18 protein-coding genes are annotated in these 21,874 nt (G+C 43.5%); 6 read left to right on the top strand and 12 right to left on the bottom strand.

Annotated features, from left to right (window positions below; genetic code table 11):
* Positions 1-79: 79 nt before the first annotated feature.
* Entirely contained in the window at positions 80-1,516 is a 1,437-nt protein-coding gene (nhaC, locus tag AB4493_RS08865) for a Na+/H+ antiporter NhaC (RefSeq protein WP_017063453.1), read from the bottom strand.
* Positions 1,517-2,016: 500 nt separating this feature from the next.
* Between nhaC and asd the strand changes: the two genes are divergently transcribed.
* Positions 2,017-3,135, top strand: a complete 1,119-nt coding sequence (gene asd, locus AB4493_RS08860) for an aspartate-semialdehyde dehydrogenase (RefSeq protein ID WP_017629874.1) — start codon at positions 2,017-2,019, stop codon at positions 3,133-3,135.
* A gap of 152 nt (positions 3,136-3,287) precedes the next feature.
* Here the strand turns inward: asd and AB4493_RS08855 are convergent, their stop codons facing one another.
* Together AB4493_RS08855 and AB4493_RS08850 are read right to left on the bottom strand one after the other, a co-directional pair.
* Positions 3,288-4,130 carry an ion transporter gene (locus AB4493_RS08855; protein WP_029235134.1) on the bottom strand — a complete coding sequence of 281 codons (843 nt, stop codon included), beginning with the start codon at positions 4,128-4,130 and terminating at the stop codon, positions 3,288-3,290.
* Between the two features lie 149 nt (positions 4,131-4,279).
* Positions 4,280-4,918 (bottom strand): YchE family NAAT transporter, encoded by a 639-nt coding sequence (locus tag AB4493_RS08850; RefSeq protein ID WP_004734056.1) that lies wholly within the window; start codon positions 4,916-4,918, stop codon positions 4,280-4,282.
* A gap of 638 nt (positions 4,919-5,556) precedes the next feature.
* Between AB4493_RS08850 and adhE the strand changes: the two genes are divergently transcribed.
* Positions 5,557-8,262, top strand: a complete 2,706-nt coding sequence (adhE, locus tag AB4493_RS08845) for a bifunctional acetaldehyde-CoA/alcohol dehydrogenase (protein ID WP_017061183.1) — start codon at positions 5,557-5,559, stop codon at positions 8,260-8,262.
* 186 nt (positions 8,263-8,448) lie between these two features.
* Here the strand turns inward: adhE and AB4493_RS08840 are convergent, their stop codons facing one another.
* The 3 genes from AB4493_RS08840 to sodB all read right to left on the bottom strand — a co-directional run bounded on the left by AB4493_RS08840 (position 8,449) and on the right by sodB (position 10,746).
* The gene (locus tag AB4493_RS08840; RefSeq protein ID WP_017061182.1) at positions 8,449-9,132 is read right to left on the bottom strand and encodes an SDR family oxidoreductase; all 684 of its coding nucleotides are present in this window, start codon (positions 9,130-9,132) and stop codon (positions 8,449-8,451) included.
* 278 nt (positions 9,133-9,410) lie between these two features.
* The gene (locus AB4493_RS08835) at positions 9,411-9,914 is read right to left on the bottom strand and encodes a VC2046/SO_2500 family protein (RefSeq protein ID WP_372154886.1); all 504 of its coding nucleotides are present in this window, start codon (positions 9,912-9,914) and stop codon (positions 9,411-9,413) included.
* Positions 9,915-10,161: 247 nt separating this feature from the next.
* A complete protein-coding gene (gene sodB, locus AB4493_RS08830) occupies positions 10,162-10,746 on the bottom strand; it encodes a superoxide dismutase [Fe] (protein ID WP_372154885.1) in 585 nt (194 codons plus the stop codon).
* A 269-nt stretch (positions 10,747-11,015) separates the two neighbouring features.
* On the opposite strand from sodB, the gene AB4493_RS08825 reads away from it, so the two are divergent.
* Together AB4493_RS08825 and AB4493_RS08820 are read left to right on the top strand one after the other, a co-directional pair.
* Positions 11,016-11,354 carry a Grx4 family monothiol glutaredoxin gene (locus tag AB4493_RS08825; protein ID WP_004741702.1) on the top strand — a complete coding sequence of 113 codons (339 nt, stop codon included), beginning with the start codon at positions 11,016-11,018 and terminating at the stop codon, positions 11,352-11,354.
* A gap of 98 nt (positions 11,355-11,452) precedes the next feature.
* Complete coding sequence (locus AB4493_RS08820) at positions 11,453-12,082, top strand: DsbA family protein (protein WP_017061180.1); 630 nt, start codon at positions 11,453-11,455, stop codon at positions 12,080-12,082.
* Positions 12,083-12,291: 209 nt separating this feature from the next.
* On the opposite strand, the gene AB4493_RS08815 is transcribed toward AB4493_RS08820, so the two are convergent.
* Both AB4493_RS08815 and rnt read right to left on the bottom strand, forming a co-directional pair.
* Positions 12,292-13,617 (bottom strand): Na+/H+ antiporter family protein, encoded by a 1,326-nt coding sequence (locus AB4493_RS08815; RefSeq protein ID WP_372154884.1) that lies wholly within the window; start codon positions 13,615-13,617, stop codon positions 12,292-12,294.
* A gap of 65 nt (positions 13,618-13,682) precedes the next feature.
* Entirely contained in the window at positions 13,683-14,327 is a 645-nt protein-coding gene (gene rnt / locus AB4493_RS08810; protein WP_017061178.1) for a ribonuclease T, read from the bottom strand.
* Positions 14,328-14,515: 188 nt separating this feature from the next.
* On the opposite strand from rnt, the gene motY reads away from it, so the two are divergent.
* A complete protein-coding gene (gene motY / locus AB4493_RS08805; RefSeq protein WP_017063457.1) occupies positions 14,516-15,397 on the top strand; it encodes a flagellar protein MotY in 882 nt (293 codons plus the stop codon).
* Between the two features lie 95 nt (positions 15,398-15,492).
* Here motY and AB4493_RS08800 read toward each other — a convergent pair whose 3' ends face one another.
* Both AB4493_RS08800 and gloA read right to left on the bottom strand, forming a co-directional pair.
* Positions 15,493-15,927, bottom strand: coding sequence for a DUF2753 domain-containing protein (locus AB4493_RS08800; protein ID WP_372154883.1), 435 nt, complete (start codon positions 15,925-15,927; stop codon positions 15,493-15,495).
* 199 nt (positions 15,928-16,126) lie between these two features.
* The gene (gene gloA / locus AB4493_RS08795) at positions 16,127-16,543 is read right to left on the bottom strand and encodes a lactoylglutathione lyase (RefSeq protein WP_004734046.1); all 417 of its coding nucleotides are present in this window, start codon (positions 16,541-16,543) and stop codon (positions 16,127-16,129) included.
* A gap of 755 nt (positions 16,544-17,298) precedes the next feature.
* Here gloA and AB4493_RS08790 point away from each other — a divergent pair.
* Positions 17,299-20,052 (top strand): cation-transporting P-type ATPase, encoded by a 2,754-nt coding sequence (locus AB4493_RS08790; protein WP_102321073.1) that lies wholly within the window; start codon positions 17,299-17,301, stop codon positions 20,050-20,052.
* A 749-nt stretch (positions 20,053-20,801) separates the two neighbouring features.
* Here the strand turns inward: AB4493_RS08790 and AB4493_RS08785 are convergent.
* Positions 20,802-21,221, bottom strand: a complete 420-nt coding sequence (locus tag AB4493_RS08785; RefSeq protein WP_229647365.1) for a hypothetical protein — start codon at positions 21,219-21,221, stop codon at positions 20,802-20,804.
* Positions 21,211-21,456, bottom strand: a complete 246-nt coding sequence (locus AB4493_RS08780) for a hypothetical protein (protein WP_372154882.1) — start codon at positions 21,454-21,456, stop codon at positions 21,211-21,213. The genes AB4493_RS08785 and AB4493_RS08780 overlap by 11 nt, the downstream gene beginning before the upstream one ends.
* Positions 21,457-21,874: the final 418 nt, after the last annotated feature.

The following is a 21,874-nucleotide window of genomic DNA, read 5'->3' as shown; positions in this document are numbered from 1 at the left end:
AAAAGAGCGCTCTAGGGCGCTCTTTTTGCATTTATCCATTAACGTTTTGAGTTACGTTCGAAAGCGTTAGCTCCTGAACTTAAGCTTGTTGCTTGCTTAACTCGGTCGCTTCTTCAGCTTCAAACGCTGGTGCTGTTGGTTCACACTTATCAACGAACCAACCCATGTAAGATGTCACGATAGTCACGATGATACAGATGAAGCTTAACCACATGAAGGGTGCGTAAGACAGCGTCGCAACACCAAGAATACTCGCCATGTAGATACCGTTATCACTCCAGGGAACCATACCCGACGTTAGCGTGCCACCAAACTCAGCATTACGAGATAGGTTCTTACGCTTGTAGCCTAAACGGTCGTAGTTTTTCGCACAGATTTTTGGCGTAAGGATTAACGATACGTACATTGCAGAACCGAACACGTTACCCATGAAGGCCGTACCAATTGTGCTCGTCGCTAGTGAGCCTGCGCTGTTTACGCGGCGCTCAAACACCTTAGCGATTGTCTCTAGTACGCCCACTTTATCCAGTAAGCCACCGAAACCTAGACCAAATACGATAACCGCAACTGAACCTAGCATTGAAGACATGCCGCCACGGTTAAGAATCGAATCAATAAACTCTACGCCAGATGAGATTGAGAACGGTGCCCAAGCAGTGTTGAATGCCGTTAGGAAGTCGATATCTTGGATCATGACTGCCCAGATAATACCCAGCAGAGAACCAAAACTGATGACCGGGAATGAAGGCATACGGAAAGCCAACAGACCAAGCACGATAAGTACCGGAACGAATGAGTAAGGCGTGATGTAGAACTGAACTTCCATTGCTTTGATTACAGAGTCTACTTGGCTCATGTCAACGTTGCCCGCGTAGTGGAAACCAAACGCAGTAAACATGATGCCTGTAATCACGTAGCTGATTAACGCAACTGGAAGCATGCCCTTGATGTGTTCAACCACTTCAACACCAGACATTGAAGAAGCCAGAATCACTGAATCAGAAAGAGGAGACATCTTGTCACCGAAGTAACAGCCTGACAGCACGGCACCTGCAGTAATCGGTGCTGGAACACCTAGGCCTTGGCCGATACCCATCATCGCGATACCTGCTGTACCCGCAGCACCCCAAGAAGTACCGGTCGCCAATGCAGTTAGAGAACAGATGATCATGGTCGCTAAAAGGAAGATAGAAGGGTGGATAGCTTTCAGACCATAGTAAATGATAGTAGGTACGATCCCGCCTGAGATCCAAGTACCAACAAGAGCGCCAACGGCTAAAAGTATTAAAACCGCGCCTAAGCCATTGGATATTCCTTTGAGTGCTGCTTTTTCTAAGTCTTTGTATTGGTGTCCAAGACGAATACCAAGAACCATGATAATGAACCAGCCAATATACAAGGCAAGTTGAATTGGAAGGTCAAGCTTTGCAGTAAAGGAAAAAGCAAGGGATAGAAATAGTCCTAACGCGATGAATACCTGCAATAGGTTCGGTAGGCGAGTTTTACTCTGCTTCATAAAAGCCTCTTGTGATTTCGAGCATTTATAGTGCTTCGTTATAGTGTGTGGTGCAAAACGGACACTACAGTAATTAGTTTATTATATCGAAAAAATACGCCCAAGTTGTGATATTTGACTGTTAACTCAATCAATTGTGGTTTCATAATCTAAATTTTTGTTACATTCATGATTGTTACATGTTGAAATCTGTCGCACGTTGTTTTCGTTTTGTAAAATAAAACTCTGATTAACCTTGGTTTAAAAGAGGGATTTACTGTTTGTGATGAGCGTCGATTGAATCGACTTTGGCGATGTAAATGTTTGAATTTGACGATAATGGACGCTTAATCAATGAGGTGGAGATGGAATGTCGATACAGAGATAACTGCACGATTCATTACGTTCACTTAAAAGAAACGAAAAAGTTACACTTTTTGACAAAAAGCACTTGAGTTCTGTTTCTGAAAAACTTATAGATGGGGGAGAGCAATTTTTAATTTATACATGGAGAGTGAGCGATGAGAGTAGGTCTAGTTGGTTGGCGCGGTATGGTTGGTTCTGTACTGATGCAACGTATGGTTGAAGAGAAAGACTTCGACTTGATTGAGCCTGTTTATTACAGCACATCTCAGATTGGTATTCCTGCCCCTGTTTTAGGTGGTAAAGATGCGGGTCTACTTCAAGACGCTTTTGATATTGATAGCCTAAAACAGCTTGATGCTGTGATTACCTGTCAAGGCGGCGATTACACATCAAAAGTATACCCAGCACTGCGTCAAGCAGGTTGGAAAGGTTACTGGATTGATGCAGCATCTACTCTGCGTATGGATGCTGATTCAATCATCACTCTTGATCCTGTTAACTTGGCTCAAATCCAGCAAGGCATTCACAGCGGCACCAACACGTTCGTTGGCGGTAACTGTACTGTGAGCTTAATGCTTATGGCTCTAGGTGGTCTGTACGAGAAAGGCATGGTTGAGTGGATGAGTGCCATGACTTACCAAGCAGCTTCTGGTGCGGGTGCTAAGAACATGCGTGAGCTGATCTCACAAATGGGTGTGATCAACGACAGCGTAAGTTCTGAGTTAGCAAACCCTTCAAGCTCAATTCTTGATATCGATAAGAAAGTGGCTGATACGATTCGTTCATCTTCATTCCCAACAGACCAATTTGGTGCTCCGCTTGCAGGCTCACTGATTCCTTGGATCGATGTGAAGCGTGAAAACGGTCAGAGTAAAGAAGAGTGGAAAGCCGGTGTTGAAGCGAACAAGATTCTTGGTCTAGATGGTCAGCCAATCCCAATTGATGGTACTTGTGTACGAATCGGTGCAATGCGTTGTCACGCTCAAGCACTAACGATCAAGCTTAAGCAAGACGTGCCAATGGACGAGATCGAAGAGATCATCGCAACGCACAATGATTGGGTTAAAGTGATTCCTAATGACCGCGACATCACGGCACAGGAGCTAACACCAGCGAAAGTAACAGGCACAATGTCTGTACCTGTCGGTCGTCTGCGTAAGATGTCGATGGGTAACGACTTCCTAAACGCCTTCACGGTTGGTGACCAACTACTTTGGGGTGCTGCAGAACCACTACGTCGTACTCTGCGCATTATCCTTGCTGAGAAAGCGTAATAGGCAAGATTGCTTAAATTCTATTAGCTAATAAACCGAAAGGGTTGACGACAAACGTCAACCCTTTTTAGTTTATTGCTACCTCGTTATTCGGCCCTCGAAACTGCCCTTAAATCTCTTCGCATCTCGCTACTCGAATCTCGTGTCTGCTTTTATTTCTCGTCGGTGACGACACGCTTGTCTGGATCCGCTAATTCGCTAGCACAGTGCTTGCAATACATGGCGTCTGAATCATGACCCGCTCGGTTACAGTTCGGGCACTTAACCAATTCTTTGTGCGAGTTCATCTCATTACTGAGTTCTGCAGTAATGATCCCGGTTGGCACTGCTAAGATAGAGTAACCCAATAGCATGGTCAGTGATGCTATGGCTTTACCAAGCGCGGTCTGCGGCACCATGTCACCATAACCTACCGTAGTGATAGTCACGATGGCCCAATAGATACTGTGAGGAATACTGGTGAAGCCATTGTCAGGACCTTCAATAACAAAGATCAAGGCGCCAAAGATAACCACCAAGATGCCGACGGTGCTAAAGAAGATCAGTATCTTTCGTCGTGCCATTAATAGTGAGCGCAACAGAATATTGGAATCTTGCAGGTAGCGAACCAGCTTTAGGATTCGGAAGATACGCATCACACGCAGCAGTCTCACCACACCCATAAATGAAGCGCCTGGGAAGATGATTGCTAGGTAGGTCGGAAGAATCGCCAATAGGTCAACGACACCATAAAAGCTGGTGGCGTAAGATTTTGGCTTTGGGGAGCAATAGAGCCTTAACAAATACTCAAGAGTGAAGAGTGCAGTGAAGGTGTATTCGATATAACGCAGCTGTTGTGACCATTCGGTCATCACATTAGGGATGGATTCTAAGATCAGAACCAACAGCGAAGCCAAGATTGCAACGATCAGAGTTATATCAAATGCACGTCCGGCTGGCGTGTGAGTACCAAAGATAATGACGTACAAATGATGCTTGAGTGGCTTGCGTGACATAAGGAGAGGTTCGTATTCTGTTAAATGCATTAACAGTCATTATACAAGCTTCATAATAACGAGGCGAGTGAAAGCCCAATTGCTTTACTCGTCTTATCTATATTTCAATATTGTTGCCCTTTATAGAGCAACCGAAATGCCGTTAAACGTTATGCCAAACCTGGGAACAGATTGCGTAGACCATTGGCGATGAACTCGATGCCCAATGCGCCAAGAATCAGGCCCATGATACGAGTGATCACGTTGATACCCGTTTGACCTAAAAAGCGAACGATAACCGGCGCTGAACGGAACAAAAGCCAAGAGCATGTTGCGAATGCGATGATACTAATGCCGATGCCGACCGTATCAATAGCAGCAGGGTAGCGAGACCCGTAAACAATGGTCGAGCTGATAGCACCTGGGCCTGCCATTAGCGGCATAGCCAGTGGAACAACACCGATTTGCTCTTTGCTGATGTATTCAGATTTTTCTTGTTTGTTCTGCTTATCTTCACCGAGCTTACCGCTCATCATCGAAAATGCGATGCTCAGTAATAGTAAACCACCTGCAACACGGAATGAGTCCAGCGAGATACTAAACATATCAAGCAGCATTTGCCCCGCAACAAGAGAGACAATGAGGATCACGGCAACAGCAATGTTTGCTTGTAAGGCTGTCCTGTTCCTCTCTTCTGGCGGCATATGAGCAGTAAGAGAAACAAAAACAGGCATGATGCCGATTGGGTTTACGGCAGCAACAAGCCCAAGGAAGAATTGCATAAAAATTGCGAGTTCTAAGCCTTGCATGAGAGCGATCTCCAGTTAGCGTACTTAAGGTTGAAGGGTTGATCTGTGAATAGTTTAGGCGCGTAATGTAAGGGACAAACTCGATTTACGCGAATGAAAAAAACTAACTTGAAATGGGTGATTCTTTTTAGAAAAACTAATTGAATCTCACTTTTGTTTTAAGCCTGTTGCAAGCTAGTTGGTAGTGTTTAATTTTGTAATTTATTATTGAGTAACTGTTAACCGACGCACGAAATTAATAAAAATTATGTCAGAATCTAGCCCGTACAACGGTATGGATATACTCTCAGTAGCACGAATATAGCTGTATACATGTAATTTAACGGACTGAAAATGAAACTTTTTTACAGTTTATTACGCTATGTAGAAAAAAGTTGTCTGTTTGCTTGTTTTTTGCGCGAACGAAAAGTGTGAGTTTAATCTATATAAATCATGCTCTTAAGTTCATTTTTGCGATTGCCTTACTACTTTCTGGTTAATTCTTTTTGGGTAACTGATCTGGGTCAATTTTTTTCACACAGTGAAATAATATACTCAGCCCTGAAAGCAATTTACTAAGAACGCTGGTGTTTAAGGTTAACGGCAAGCAGTGAGTTTAATAAAAAGTTTTTAATATTTATTATTTTAGGAGATCCACCATGCCTGTAACTAACTTAGCGGAACTTGATGCTCTAGTAGCTCGCGTTAAAGCAGCACAAGAAGAGTTTGCAACATTCTCTCAAGAGAAAGTAGATGCAATCTTCCGCGCAGCTTCTCTTGCTGCTAACCACGCTCGTATTCCACTTGCTCAACAAGCAGTTGCTGAATCTGGAATGGGTATTGTTGAAGATAAGGTTATCAAAAACCACTTTGCATCTGAATTTATCTACAACAAATACAAAGACGAAAAAACATGTGGCATCTTAGAAGAAGATGACAACCTAGGCACAATGACTATCGCTGAGCCTGTAGGTATCATCTGTGGTATCGTTCCAACAACGAACCCAACTTCTACAGCAATCTTCAAATCTCTAATTTCTCTTAAGACACGTAACGGCATCATCTTCTCGCCACACCCACGTGCAAAGAACTCAACTAACGACGCAGCGAAACTAGTTCTAGACGCAGCTGTTGCAGCGGGTGCTCCACGAGACATCATCGGTTGGATCGACCAACCATCTGTAGAGCTTTCTAACGCGCTTATGAAGCACGACGGTATCGCACTTATCCTTGCTACTGGTGGTCCAGGCATGGTTAAAGCAGCATACTCTTCAGGTAAGCCTGCTATCGGTGTTGGTGCTGGTAACGTTCCTGTCGTTATCGATGAAACAGCTGACATCAAACGTGCTGTAGCATCTATCCTTATGTCTAAGACTTTCGATAACGGCGTAGTATGTGCTTCTGAGCAAGCTGCAATCGTAGTTAGCGAAGTATATGACGAAGTTAAAGAGCGTTTCGCTTCTCACAAAGCTCACGTTCTATCTAAAGCTGACGCTGATAAAGTACGTAAAGTTCTGCTTATCGACGGCAACCTAAACGCTAAAATCGTAGGTCAACCTGCTCCAGCAATCGCTGAAATGGCTGGTGTTAAAGTTCCTGCTGATACAAAAGTACTTGTAGGTGAAGGTCTTGGTAAAGTTTCTTACGATGACGAATTCGCTCACGAGAAACTATCTCCAACTCTAGGTCTATTCCGCGCAGATGACTTCGAAGACGCAGTTGCTCAAGCGGTAACTATGGTTGAAATCGGTGGTATCGGTCACACATCTGGTCTTTACACTAACCAAGATACTAACGCAGACCGCATCCGTTACTTCGGTGACAAGATGAAGACTGCTCGTATCCTAATCAACATCCCGACTACTCACGGTGGTATCGGTGACCTGTACAACTTCAACGTTGCACCTTCTCTAACTCTAGGTTGTGGTTCATGGGGTGGTAACTCTATCTCTGAGAACGTAGGTCCTAAGCACCTTATCAACAAGAAAACTGTAGCGAAGCGAGCTGAAAACATGTTGTGGCACAAACTACCTAAGTCTATCTACTTCCGTCGTGGTAGCCTTCCAATCGCAATGAGCGACCTAGAAGGTAAGAAACGCGCATTCCTAGTAACTGACCGTTTCCTATTCAACAACGGTTACGCAGATGACGTAGTTAGCTTGCTTAAAGCACAAGGCATCGAAGTTCAAACTTTCTTCGACGTAGAAGCGGATCCAACGCTATCTGTTGTTGAGAAAGGCGCTGAAGCAATGAAGAGCTTCCAACCTGACGTAATCCTTGCTCTAGGTGGCGGTTCTCCAATGGATGCTGCTAAGATCATGTGGGTTATGTACGAGCACCCAGAAACTCACTTCGAAGAACTAGCAATGCGCTTTATGGACATCCGTAAACGTATCTACAAGTTCCCTAAAATGGGTCAAAAAGCTGAGCTTGTATGTATCACTACAACTTCAGGTACAGGTTCAGAGGTTACTCCATTCGCTGTTGTTACTGACGACAAGACTGGTGCTAAATACCCACTAGCTGATTACGAAATCACGCCAAACATGGCTATCGTTGATGCGAACCTAGTAATGAACATGCCTAAGTCTCTAACAGCGTTCGGTGGTTACGATGCAGTAACTCACGCTCTTGAAGCTTACGTATCTGTTCTAGCGAACGAGTACTCAGACGGTCAAGCTCTTCAAGCTCTTAAGATGCTTAAAGAATACCTACCATCAAGCTACAAAAATGGTGCGGCTGACCCAATAGCTCGTGAGAAAGTACACAACGCAGCAACTATCGCTGGTGTAGCATTTGCGAACGCATTCCTAGGTGTGTGTCACTCAATGGCTCACAAAATTGGTGCTGAGTTCCACCTACCACACGGTCTTGCTAACGCACTACTTATCTCAAACGTTGTACGTTACAACGCGAACGATAACCCAACTAAGCAGACTGCATTCTCTCAGTACGACCGTCCACAAGCACGTCGTCGTTACGCTGAAGTTGCTGACCACCTAGGCCTAAGCCAAGCTGGTGACCGTACAGCTCAGAAGATTGAACGTCTACTGACTTGGTTAGAAGAGCTTAAAGTTGACCTAGACATCCCACTATCTATCCAAGCTGCGGGTGTTAACGAGTCTGACTTCATCGCTAAACTAGACGAGCTAGCTGTTGAAGCGTTCGATGACCAGTGTACAGGTGCTAACCCACGTTACCCTCTAATCACTGAGCTAAAAGAAGTTCTAACAACTTCTTACTTCGGCCAACCATACGTTGAAGGCGAAACTTTCGAAGGTACTACAGTTATCCTTAAGAAAGCAGACCAAAAGCCAGCTGAAGCGAAAGCGCCAAAAGCTAAAAAAGAAAAAGCTAACGCATAATAAGTAAGCATTAGTTTTGAGATAAGTTTTCGCTAGCACGATACTTATCTATCGGGAAAAGATGAAAGCCCCAGTCGAGAGACTGGGGCTTTTTTTATGTTTGGTTCGTTTGTAAAACGGATTGAGAGGCAATAGCTCTGCTACTTAATATGAGCTGAGCCAGTCATGTTCAATTGGAATAGGGAGTTAAACCTCTGCCGCGACAACTCGCCCACTGAAGTAGTCATTCGAGACAATGTATTCGGTTGTTCTGGTCAGCTCGTCTTGCAGCTGCGCCCAGTGACATCGGTTGAGCTTGCCATCGGAGTTATGAACGGCGGGAACAACGCCACCGACTCGAATGCCAAAGGGAGTCAGCTCTTTCGCCCAACTATGGGTAAAGCCAGTGATCATTGAGTTTGCGCTCTCTAAGCCAGACACATCGTGAAAGTCATCATGAGATATCACATTCACAATCACGCCTTCCTTATCTTCCTCTCGCAATCTCTCAGCACTGATTTGCCCAAATGCGAACAGGGTCGATGCCATCGATGAGAGATCATTAATAAAGCTGCTCACAGGCTGATCGCCAATTAGGCTAGGCATTGGGGAGCTTATCCAGTTATTGACCAGCACATCGGGTGTCGTGTTGAAGGTGGTTTGAATAAAATCATATACGCTGAGAATCGCTTGGCTGTCATTGCCTTTGAGCGTGTAGTGGTAAACAGAGTCAGAAAACCGGGCACACTGTAGATACGTCGCTTTAAGTGCTTCCGTGTCTTTATCACAAAGGATGACGGTGGCTCCAAGGTTAACAAAGTGGTTCGCAATCGCCCCCCCCAGTCGCGAGCCGGCAGATGTCACCAATATGATTGAGCTTTTTATTTCCATCCCAGTACCTAAACAAATCGTCCATGTCGGATAAGGATGGGTTAAAATTTATACAACGGGTGTGAATTGGTTCAAACTAAGGTGTGCCAATTAATAAGTTTTTATGAACTTAGTGGCACGTCACATTTTGTAGTAACTTCAAGCGGTAACCGACATCAGGTGTTTTTAGGTTGCCTAAGGCTAATGGTTCATATCATTCGTGTGAATACTTTGAAGTGTGCGAGTTAGTCGAAGAAGAGCTATGGATAGACAGCGAAAAAGGGAAAGGTAGGCGACCGCTATACTTGAGCTTGAATTTGATACTGACGTTGCGCGGTGGTTAGCTCATTGTAGAGCGTGGCATGTGGCAAATCAGGTAAATGCTTGTTTGCGAGTTTGCGTCGGTCATGACCAGAAAGGTTTTGGTAAACCTCTTCGGGTAAGTCGGCTGTATCTTCAGGCATGAAGGCAAGCGCTTCAGGTTTCAAGTAATGGCTGAGCTTGGCGCTGGCAAGGCTAGCTTGATGAAAATGATTAGATTGCTGAGCTGAAATCTCATATGAAGACTGGTTTGAACGCAGTTGTTGAGGTTCTGCTACGCCAAATTGTTTGCGCAGGCGATCTTCATTTGTCTCTGTGATTTCAATGGTGTCAATTGGCGTGCAATCACGGACATCATTAGAAAACATAGATAACAGCAACGCGAAATCTGCACGGTGACCTTGCTCAACCGCTTGGCTGATCCCGATGCCGAACTTCAGTTCGTTGATGATTCCTGGTTTGTCTAAAGTATGTATTTGCATGTCGCCTCTCATTGGATACACCTTTAACGGCATGGAGTCGGCAAACTTTAGTGTTTAATTACAGGCAAATAGAGAATTTATGTAGGGTTGGGAAGAAGGCTATCAATAGTTCGAGAAATAAGCGCTATTGGCGGGTTTATTACGAAATGTTTAGATTTTGTGGAACACGACAGATACAAAAAAGCTCACGCCGAGGCATGAGCTTTCAATAGATAACTCGCTATAAATAGCGCAGCGTAAGCAATAATTACTTAGCTAGGTTCTCTTCTACGAAAGACCAGTTTACTAGGTTCCAGAATGCAGCCATGTAGTCAGGGCGAACATTGCGGAAATCGATGTAGTAAGCGTGTTCCCATAGGTCAACAGTTAGAAGTGGAGTAACACCTTCTTCTGTTAGAGGAGTAGCAGCGTTAGAAGTGTTAGCGATGTCTAGAGAACCGTCAGCTTTCTTAACTAACCAAGTCCAAGAAGAACCGAAGTTGTTGATTGCTGAATCAGTGAATTTCGCTTTGAATTCTTCGAAAGAACCGAATGCAGCGTTGATAGCTTCTGCAACAGCGCCAGTTGGTTCGCCGCCCGCTTTAGGAGCAAGACAGTGCCAGTAGAACGTGTGGTTCCAGATTTGAGCAGCGTTATTGAAAACACCACCAGTAGAAGTCTTAACGATCTCTTCTAGTGTTTTGCCTTCAAACTCAGTACCTGGGATAAGGCCGTTTAGCTTAACAACGTAAGTGTTGTGGTGCTTACCGTGGTGGAAATCTAGCGTTTCTGCTGAGATGTGTGGTTCTAGCGCGTCTTTCGCGTAAGGAAGAGCCGGTAGTTCAAATGCCATTGCTCAATTCTCCATTGATATGAAAGAGTTAACTCTTTCGATTGCTTCCAGTGATATTATTATTCATGGCTCGCTATACTGCCAACCATGGTCAATTTGCTGACTTGCGATATAGTTTAGCAAGTTTTTACTTTATTAAAAGCTTATTTCATTACTTTTGTGTGAATTGTTAGCTTAGCTTGTTAACCGCTTTTTTTATATGGTTTTTATTCTTTTAGTTTGGGGTAGAATAAAGGCAATAAAAGCCGTAATCCATTAACGAGGAAGCAATGGAAACTATCGATAAAATCAAACAGCAAATTGAAGAAAACACTATTCTACTGTACATGAAAGGTTCTCCTAAGCTACCTAGCTGTGGTTTCTCTTCTCAAGCGTCTCAAGCTCTAATGGCATGTGGCGAAAAATTTGCTTACGTAGATATCCTACAAAACCCTGATATCCGTGCAGAGCTTCCTGCTTACGCACAGTGGCCAACTTTCCCACAACTTTGGGTTGAAGGTGAGCTAATCGGTGGTTGTGACATCATTCTTGAGATGTTCCAAAAAGGCGAACTTCAGCCAATCATCAAAGAAGCAGCGGCTAAAGTTGCTGGCGATGACGCTGAATAAGTTCTAGCCTTTGCGCTGAATAGTTAAAATGAGGGGCCTTAATCAGGCTCCTTTTTTGTTTGAATTGATCGAATCATTGACTCGATAAGGAATGAACAATGAACGTAAAACTTCATTATGTGCATGATCCAATGTGCAGCTGGTGTTGGGGTTACAAGCCAACACTTGAGTTATTGAAACAACAATTGCCTGCGAGCATTGAGTTTAACTATGTAGTGGGTGGTTTGGCCCCGGATTCTGATGAGCCAATGTCAGAAGAGATGAAAGGCAAGCTGCAAGCGATTTGGAAGCAGATCGAAGCTAAGTTGGGTACTGAGTTTAACCATGATTTTTGGACAGAGTGCCAACCTGTTCGCAGTACTTACCCTGCGTGCCGTGCCGTGATTGCTGCAGGTTTTCAAGACCACTACGAAGCGATGCTTGAAGCGATTCAACATGCTTACTACCTTCGTGCGATGTTGCCACATAGCCAAGACACACATTTGCAGTTGGCTGAAGAGCTAGGTATGAATGTTCAACAGTTTGAAAATGACCTTTCTAGCAAGTTATTGGAAAGTGAGTTAGATGACCAGCTAGGCTTTAAAGAAGCGATGGGTGTATTTTCTTACCCGACCTTAATGCTTGAAGTGAACGGCATCTTTAGTGAAGTTGAATTGGATTATCATTCAACGGAAGCGACGCTTAAGTCTATTCGCGAAATTTTAGTGAGTAATGCTCCCGCTGCGTAATTCAGCGAGAGTCATCTGTATTCGCAATGATTTCTAAGGCTTACTCATCAGAGTAAGCCTTTTTTGTTTGGTGTCGCTAGTTCAATGAGAGTGAGCGGAAGGAAGAGTAGAATGAATCTCAGAGACAAAAAAGACATGGTTTTTACTGTATACTCCAATGTGCGGTCTTTATAAAAGTGAGCGTAGGACTGTTTAACTACAGAACCTAATTACAGAACCATGGCTGCAATCCAACCGAATACGATCAGTGGGATGTTGTAGTGCAGGAACGTCGGTACTACGGTTTCCCATACGTGCTCGTGTTGACCATCAGCATTTAGACCAGACGTTGGACCTAATGTTGAGTCAGAAGCCGGAGAGCCCGCATCACCAAGTGCAGCAGCTGTACCTACTAGAGCGATTGTTGCCATTGGCGAGAAGCCAAATGCTGCTGCTAGTGGAACGTAGATAGTTGCAAGGATTGGAATCGTAGAGAACGAAGAACCAATGCCCATAGTAACCAATAGACCAACAATTAGCATAAGTAGTGCTGCTAGAGGCTTGTTGTCGCCGATGCTTGTTGAAAGTGCTTCAACCAGAGATTCAACGCCACCTGTTTGCTTCATAACTGCCGCGAAACCTGCTGCTGCAATCATGATGAAACCGATCATTGCCATCATGTGAACGCCCTTGGTGAAGACATCTTGTGTCTCTTTCCAAGCAATTACGCCACCGAAGGTAAATACCATGAAACCCGCTAGAGCACCGATGATCATAGAACCTGTCGATAGTTGAACCGTTAGTGCTGCAATGATACCCGCGGCTGCAACTAGGATGTGTTTCTTGTTGATCTCTTTCACTTCTGTTGAAACAACAGTGTGAGAAGTTTCTTTGTATTGGCGAGGCTTACGGTAAGTAAAGAATACTGCAGTAAGAAGACCGAAGATCATGCCTGCTGCTGGTAACAACATTGCCATAGGTACTTGGCTTGCTACAACGTTTTCGAGACCATTGTCGTGAAGGTTTTTAAGCAGGATGTTGTTTAGGAAGATGCCACCAAAACCAATCGGTAACACCATGTAAGGTGTAATCAGACCAAAAGTAAGTACACACGCAACTAGACGACGGTCTAGGTTCATTTTTGCGAATACGCCTAGTAGAGGTGGGATTAAGATTGGGATGAAGGCGATATGTACTGGAATCACGTTTTGTGAAGACATGGTCACTAAGATCAACGACGCAAGGATGCCGTATTTAAGACCAGTCGATGCCGCACTGTTCTCTTTGCCGTGAATGCGTTTGATAACGCTTTGAGCAAGTAGATCTGTGATACCAGAACGTGAGATAGCTACAGCGAATGTACCAAGCATAGCGTAGCTAAGTGCAATCGTTGCACCGCCGCCTAATCCACTTTCGAAAGCCGCGACTGCGTCGTTCAAGCTCATACCAGAGGCTACGCCACCGATAATTGCACTGAACGTCAGAGCAACGACTACGTTTACACGCATCAAAGCTAAAACAAGCATGATGCAAACTGAAATTACAACAGGATTCATATTATTCTCGGGATGTTGTGTTTTTTATGAAGGCAATACGAAAAAACGTTTACCGACTCTATTTTTTATTCTTCGTCAACAAGAGGCCAACCACCAAGGGCTTTCCATTTGTTTACAATGCCGCAAAACAACTCTGTGGTTTTTTGCGTATCATACAAAGCAGAGTGTGCTTCTTTGTTGTCAAATTCCATCCCTGCAGTGCGGCAAGCTTTAGCCAAAACGGTTTGGCCGTAGGCAAGACCACTAAGAGCTGCAGTGTCAAAAGTAGCAAATGGATGGAAAGGGACGCGTTTAAGCTTACAGCGCTCACTTGCCGCATTAACGAAGTTCAAATCGAATGTAGCGTTGTGAGCAACCATGATTGCGCGACTGCAATCTGAAGCTTTTTGTTCTTTTCTCACTAGCTTGTAGATTTCTTTAAGGGCTTCTTGTTCCGACACAGCACCACGTAATGGGCTAAATGGGTCTTTAATTCCGTTAAAGTCTAATGCTGCCTGCTCTATATTTGCGCCTTCAAAAGGCTCAATGTGAAAATGAAGCGTTGATGCAGGGTGCAGATCTCCGTTCTCATCCATTTTTAATGTAATGGCACAGATTTCTAATAATGCATCGGTTTCAGCGTTAAACCCTGCGGTTTCCACGTCGATGACCACTGGAAAATAGCCGCGAAAGCGTTTTTTTAGGGTCAGAGCTTCGTTTTCTACAGTCATGTTAGCCCAAATAAGTGTGATTAAGACTGCATTATTGCAGATAATAGCAGTGATAAAAACTAGGGAAGGGCAATAAATCTTAAATTACCCAACCCATTACGGCTTGATAATTGCATATTTAAACGTGAGAGAAAAATGCGGCAATTGGCTGCATTGTTAAACGAATTGCTTAAGAGATACTCCACTTTATGAAGAAACAACTCATAACAGGTTCAATGCTATTTTCGCTACTTGTGTCGTCATCGGTCATGGCACAAGAAAAGCGTTACGGAGCATCTCCTCAACAGTCGACATGGGAGATGGTAGCCAACACGCCACTTGAATGTCGCTTGGTCCACCCAATTCCAAACTTTGGTGATGCTGAGTTCTCATCTCGCGCGAGTAAAAAAATCATTTTGGACTTTGAGCTTAAAATGCGCCGTCCAATGGGTGCGACGCGCAATGTAAGCTTGATCTCTATGCCGCCACCTTGGCGTCCGGGTGAAAGTGCTGATCGTATGACAACCATTAAGTTCTTCCAGCAATTTGACGGCTATGTCGGCGGTCAAACAGCTTGGGGCATCTTGAGTGAGTTGGAGAAAGGGCGTTATCCGACATTCAGCTACCAAGAGTGGCAGAGCCGAGATCAACGTATCGAAGTGTCGTTGTCGTCGGTGTTGTTCCAAGAAAAATACAATGTGTTCAGTGACTGTGTTGCTAACCTGCTGCCTTACAGCTTTGAAGATATCTCTTTCACTATTTTGCATTACGACCGCAACAGCGACCAGCTGAACAAGTCGTCGCGCAAAAGGCTGAGCCAGATTGCCGATTACGTTCGCTATAACCAAGACATCGACCTTGTGCTGGTGGCAACGTACACCGACTCTGTCGACAGCAAAGGGATTAGCCAAAACCTTTCAGAGCGCAGAGCAGAATCGTTAAGAGAGTACTTCAAATCTCTAGGCCTGCCAGAAGATCGTATCCAAGTGCAAGGCTATGGCAAGCGTCGTCCGATTGCGGACAATAACTCGCCAATTGGTAAAGATAAGAACCGACGTGTTGTGATCTCTTTAGGTCGCACACAGGTTTAAGCTAAACAACAGCTTGTTTTGAAATGACAAAGCCCGTCTTGATGACGGGCTTTTTTATGTTTTAAATTTGGAGTCGTTGTTTTAACGGAACTTGTTTAATTCAAGCGGAAGCGGGCGATCATTTCACAGTTGGTCGCGGTATCGATCTTTTCCACCATAGAGGCAATTTTAGGGTTTGGGTGGCGTTTCATGAAATCGATCAGCGCTTTCTTACAGCAACCAATAGAATCGATAAAGCTTGAACATTGAGTATTAGGACACTGAGGGATCAGTGTGAGTACCTTTTCAGAAGCCAGTTGAAGATACTTGAGCTCGTATTCAGTGTCGCCAGCCCAACGCCAGAATTGAGCAAGATTGTGGCAAGAAATCACCGAAATCAGTAACCGCTCATCGGCTTGAATATCGCTGCGTTCTGTAATTTCTTCACTTAAGTTCAAAGCCTGCTGATAATGAAGAATACTTCGTACAGGATCGTCGAGCTGCAATGCAGTATCGGCAAGTAACGTGTGTTTTTCCCATTCGCTAATCATTGTATTACCTCATTAATCAATAGGCGGTTAATTTAAATAATAATTATTATCATGTAAAGTTTCATCAATGAGATTGTTAAGAATAATTGGTGAAGCATATCGATTATGGGGAGAGTGATAAAAAAGAAGCGAGCATAGTGCTCGCTTCTTTTTTATTTCATCAGGCGTTCAAACTCAACTTCTCAAAGAGGTTAAGGAATTAACCTTCTAGACCTGCGCTTGCTTGTTTGTTCTGAATCAGCTCAATCATGTAGCCATCAGGATCTTTAACGAACGCAATGTGTGTAGAGCCGCCTTTAACCGGACCCGCTTCTCGCGTTACGTTGCCGCCAGCTGCTTTAATCGCATCACACGTTGTGTAGATGTCATCAACACCGATAGCAACGTGACCAAAAGCAGAGCCAAGATCGTATTCCGTGGTGCCCCAGTTGTAAGTCAGCTCAATCACTGCGCCTTGAGATTCGTCGCCAAAGCCAACGAAAGCCAGTGTGTATTCGTACTCTTTGTTTTCGTTCTTACGTAATAGCTGCATGCCCATTACATTGGTGTAGAACTCGATAGACTTGTCTAGATCACCCACGCGTAGCATGGTGTGTAAAATACGACCGTTTGACATGATTTGCTCCTAGCTTGTTATTGGTTGTTTCTTTTATAGCACTATATATGAGCAAGCTCATAAGCAACACCAAAGAGATGATGAGTTTGGTCATATTTTCTTATTCTCATCATCTATCTTACTCTCCCCCTCTGCCTTTTTTCTTATTTGTATTACAAGAAATTAAAGAGAGACGGCCTTATTAATTTGTCAGTCACTAGCGCTTAATTCGCAGTTTTGCATAAATAGTAAGTTTGAGTGTTGGTCTTTTTTGTAATGGCCTTGGTTATTGAATTGTGATTTATATCTCCATCTTGTTACTGATTTCCCTTCGTTTTTACAATTAGCATCTAACTTTCCATTTTATCAATTTATGATTACGCCAATATCTCCATGTTTATAGAAAGGTTATTCCGATGCTTCACTTCGGCATTAAGGAATTTTCGATAAAAAGCACTAATAACCAATAGTTTTTACGAAAGTATAAGGTGTGCTCATTTTTTGTACTTATTTTTATTAAACAATGGCTTGAGTTTGTATTGTTTGTTTTGTGTTTGATATTTGGGGTGGTTGTGTTTTCAAAGTGGTTGTCAAGTGTGTATCAAGTGTATCTTTTGCGATCTTTGCTAAATAGACAATCCTTACTATATAGTTTTTCAAGCGCACCAAATCGACTAAATATTCAATTTTGATTTGTGCGATTTTTCTATCACATAAGAATAAGTATTATTTTATTACATTATCCTCGGCGTGAGGCATTGATGTGGAGTACTCAAATGACGAGTAAATGGTTTACACAACAAAGTTCAGATGTTTTAAACGAACTGAACGCAGATCAAACGACAGGTTTATCAACTTCTGAAGCGGATGCACGCTTAGAGAAGCACGGCACTAACGAACTGACTGCACAAGAGTCAGCTTCTGCGTGGGAACTGTATATTCATCAATATAAAAACCCACTGATTTTTATTCTAGCTGTTGGTGCAATCGTTTCTTGGTCTACTGGCCACGCGATTGATGCTATTGCTATTGCAGTGATTATCCTTATCAATACTGGTATCGCGTTCTGGCAAGAATTTAAAGCTCAGAAAGGGATGGAAGCGCTAAAAGAAATGGCAGCTCCAGAAGCCGAAGTGATGCGCGATGGTAAATGGATCAGTGTTCCAGCTAAAACCCTCGTTCCTGGTGACATCATCAAAATTAATACTGGCGATATTCTGCCTGCTGATGTTCGTATTCTTGAGTCAAACCGTCTGACGGTAGATGAGGCTGCACTGACCGGTGAATCTGAGCCAGTGAATAAGCAGTCTGAACGCCTTGAAGATGAGACCCTTGGTCTTGGCGATCAGAAGAACATGGGCTTCATGACAACAATCGTGACTACAGGTACAGGCCTTGCTGTGGTAACAAGCACAGGTATGCAAACTGAAGTTGGTCACATCGCTGATATGATGAACCAAACGGAAGAGACGAAAACACCAATGCAAGAGCGTATGGACACCATCGCACTCGCATTATTGGTTGTTGCTCTTGTGGTTGTTGCTATTGTTTGTGCTATCGGTGTTTACCACGGTATGCCATGGTTAGAAATCCTAACAACAGGTATCTCTTTATCGGTTGCCGCTATTCCTGAAGGTTTACCAACGGTGGTTACTATCGTATTAACGATGGGCTCGACTAAGATGGTTAAGAATAATGCTTTGGCTAAACAGCTAGCAGCAATCGAAACGCTTGGTTCTACAACCGTTATCTGTTCAGATAAAACCGGTACGCTAACACAAAACCAAATGCAGGTGATGAAAGCGTACGATGTGTCTGGTCGTTACTGGGATGTGTCAGGTAAAGGTTTTGATCCTAAGGGTGAATTCATTACCAAAGGTCACAATGTCGAAGCGACAAACAGCCCTGCAATGATGAAAGGTCTTGTTGTTGCAACGCTTTGTAACGATGCTGAATATGTAAATGCTGATGGTAAATGGACGGTTCGTGGCAACCCGACAGAAGGTGCACTAATTGTTGCAGCTGCAAAAGCAGGTCTTAAACAAGATGAAATGCTATCAACGGGTGGCTACTCAATCGTTAAGAAGTTCCCGTTCGATTCTGGTCGTAAGATGGCTTCTGTTATCGTTCGTGACCCACAAGGTAAGCACTTCCTAGCATTGAAAGGTGCGCCAGATGTTGTTCTTGGTAAATCAACCAGCTTCATGGTTGACGGTGGTTTCGTACCAACGGTTGGCTGTGAAGTTTCAGGCAACTTGGCTCTCGATACCGCACCGTCTCAAGAGCTTCATTTAAACTTTGAAGCGGCAATCCAAACCTTTGGTGGTGATGCTCTGCGTACACTTGCCGTTGGTTTCCGTGAATTAAAAGAAGAAGAGCTTGAGTTAGATTTCCCTGAGCTTGAAAAAGACGTCAGCATCCTGGGTATCTATGGCATCATGGATCCACCACGCCCAGAAGTACGCGATGCAGTAAATAGCTGTTATAGCGCTGGTGTTCGTACGGTAATGATTACCGGTGACCACGCAGTCACGGCAGCAGCGATTGCTCGTGAAATCGGAATCATCCGTAGCGAAGACGATCTAGTGGTAACGGGTGCTGAGCTTGACCAAATGGATGACGAGAAGCTGTTGTCTATCTGTTCTCAGGTTGCAGTATTTGCCCGTGTTACTCCAGAGCACAAGCTGCGTATCGTAAAAGCGCAGCAAGAGAACAATGAAGTTGCCTCTATGACCGGTGACGGCGTGAACGATGCGCCAGCACTGCGTCGTGCAGACATTGGTGTTGCGATGGGTATTACAGGTACGTCTGTTGCGAAAGACTCAGGTGACCTTATCCTGTTGGATGACAACTTCAGTACTATCGTGAAGGCGGTACGTCAGGGTCGTCAAATTTTCGATAACCTACGTAAGTTTATCCGCCAAGCACTTACAGCGAACGTGGGTGAGGTTTCGGTAATCCTATTTGCATTCCTACTCATGGGACCAGATGTAGTACTTCCGCTAACTCCACTAATGATTTTATGGGTTAACCTCGTTTCTGATGGTCTACCAGCACTCGCACTCGGTGTTGAGCCAGAAGAGAAAGATCTCATGGAGCGTAAGCCAGGCAAACGTGACCAAGGCTTCTTCTCTAATGGTCTAGGCGCTCGTATCCTAACTCGTGGTCTCGCATTAGGTGGTCTAAGCTTTGTGACATTCTCTTACGCACTCGACGGTGGTTACAGTGCTCAATACGCACAAACCGTTGCGTTTTTAACACTGATCTTTGCTCAACTTTGGAGCTTGTTCGATGCACGTACGTTTACAACGATTTATCGTAAGAATCCGTTCACTAACCACTACCTACTTGGTGCGGTGGCAGTATCGGCTATCTTGTCTTTAAGCGTTGTGTACACAAGCTTCGGTCAGTTGGTATTCAGCACAGAAGCGCTAGAGTTTAATCACTTAATATCGTTAATCTTCATTGCAGCAGTACCAACATTTGTTCTATCTGCTATCAAAGAAGTGACTAAAGTGGAGTTTATCTAAGACAGACTTCTTAGCTAAATAATTGAATCCCGCCATAAAAGGCGGGATTTTTTATGCCTGTTGTCTTGGGAACGCAGAATTAGAAGTGAAAACTTATGTAGAGGCGGATTCTAGAGAGTGGCAATAAAAAAGCAGCGCTTTAAGCGCTGCCGTATTGATTAATCGTTGTGAACGGAAAGACTAATCTTCGATCTTTTCTTTGAATTACCATTATATGAACTAAAATCACTCAAGCCAATGAGGGGAAGTGACCAAATGTTCCGCCACATAGACGTTTGATAAGTTCATGATGGTTAGGATTCTTTACAAATGCACTAAAATTTGTAAATTTTCTGAACCTGTAGCGTTAACTCAGACAAAATCATACCGATTATTCTTTACAGAAAGGGTATCAAATAAACTAATCCTGCCATTGAGCACCTTGCCAATGATATCGACTGTGAACTGAGATTTGGAATCCATATAGAACATCCTTAGCACCTTCTAAAGTTCCATTGATTACTTTAAAAAGTACTCCAAATGAGTCCCGTCAATTTCCCTCGGTAGTTAATGTAATGACAAAGTCGCTTGGTGATCACAGTTTGCCGTGCTCGGCTCTGGCACACCTTTGGACAAAAATGCGTTACGACAAATAGAATATTAGCAATTAATGGATAACTTCAAGTATTGAATAATAGCTTTGGGAGAGTTAGCGCATGACGCGTACATACGCTAACAGAGTAGCTTGTGCCAAGAGCATGAAAAATAATTTAATCACACAAGCTAGGGTCTAAAACATACGTCCGACTTGAGGATTTTAATGTGAGTTCTTGTTCAGAGGTGCATTCGATATAGCTTTTCTCATGAAGTTTTACCTTCAATGCTCCATTTACCTTCCAGCCAGTTAGAAAAGCTAATACAGTTATACTCCCAAGAATGATTATAAATATCTTGGGTATCCAGAGGAGCTTTTCCCCTGTAATCAGGCAGATGACCATGAATACAGACATAACAAACATTGCCCAAGAAAAAGCAAATGTAGAAGCATCATTAATCGCCCCACTTACGACTATTTTATCATGAAGCAGTTTATGTGCATCAAACACCCCCATAACATCGTGAGCCGATAGCAGAAAAAGTGATGAAAAAATCAAACAGAAAGCAAATGCCTTTAAGCGGTTAATTTTCATCAATTAATCTCTCTACTTCTTTTTTCATTGGTTCAGTATATCTATATTTGTCATCTACTTCAGATACTTTCTTACCAATGTAAAATGCACTTATGGCAAAGAAACCTAGTAACAATGCTGTAGGCGGGGTAGCAAACGCTAGGGTTAATCCAGCTCTTAATACTAAAGTAGCACCTTGAGCTATTACGCCTGCAACCACACCTTTAGATATATCCGCTGTAAATTGGCCGACCACTTCACCTAGCGTTTTTTCATCATGTAAAATTTAGCATTTCACGGATAACTTTTAGCACCCCAAAGCACAAGCAGTCGTCGCTTCTTACAATCGAACATTAGCAAAACATGAATAAATTAAGGTATGGCAAAGTGAGTTTGCAAGTACTTGACGATTAGTTAAATCGCACTAGTTCGAAGGTTATGTTTAGGTACAGATTGTTAAACACCATTGCGTTAAATACCCATACATCTGATGAAAACACCTAATATCCAGAAACGTTGGGTACTGCCTTATGTTAAAATTTAAACTGTTAATTTCCATTAATTTTTACACCAATATCAAACGGCGCTGCCCAATGAGAAGACACCGTAGCTGGGAGAGTCACGCTGGTGAGCTGGTTGTTATAAAACGCACGACTTCCAATGGTGGTCACAGA

It is taken from the genome of Vibrio sp. 10N.222.55.A1, assembly GCF_041473835.1.
GTDB classification, from domain to species: Bacteria; Pseudomonadota; Gammaproteobacteria; order Enterobacterales; family Vibrionaceae; genus Vibrio; species Vibrio crassostreae_C.
The sequence above is the reverse complement of the archived record's forward strand: the minus strand, read 5'-3'. Positions and strand labels throughout refer to the sequence as shown.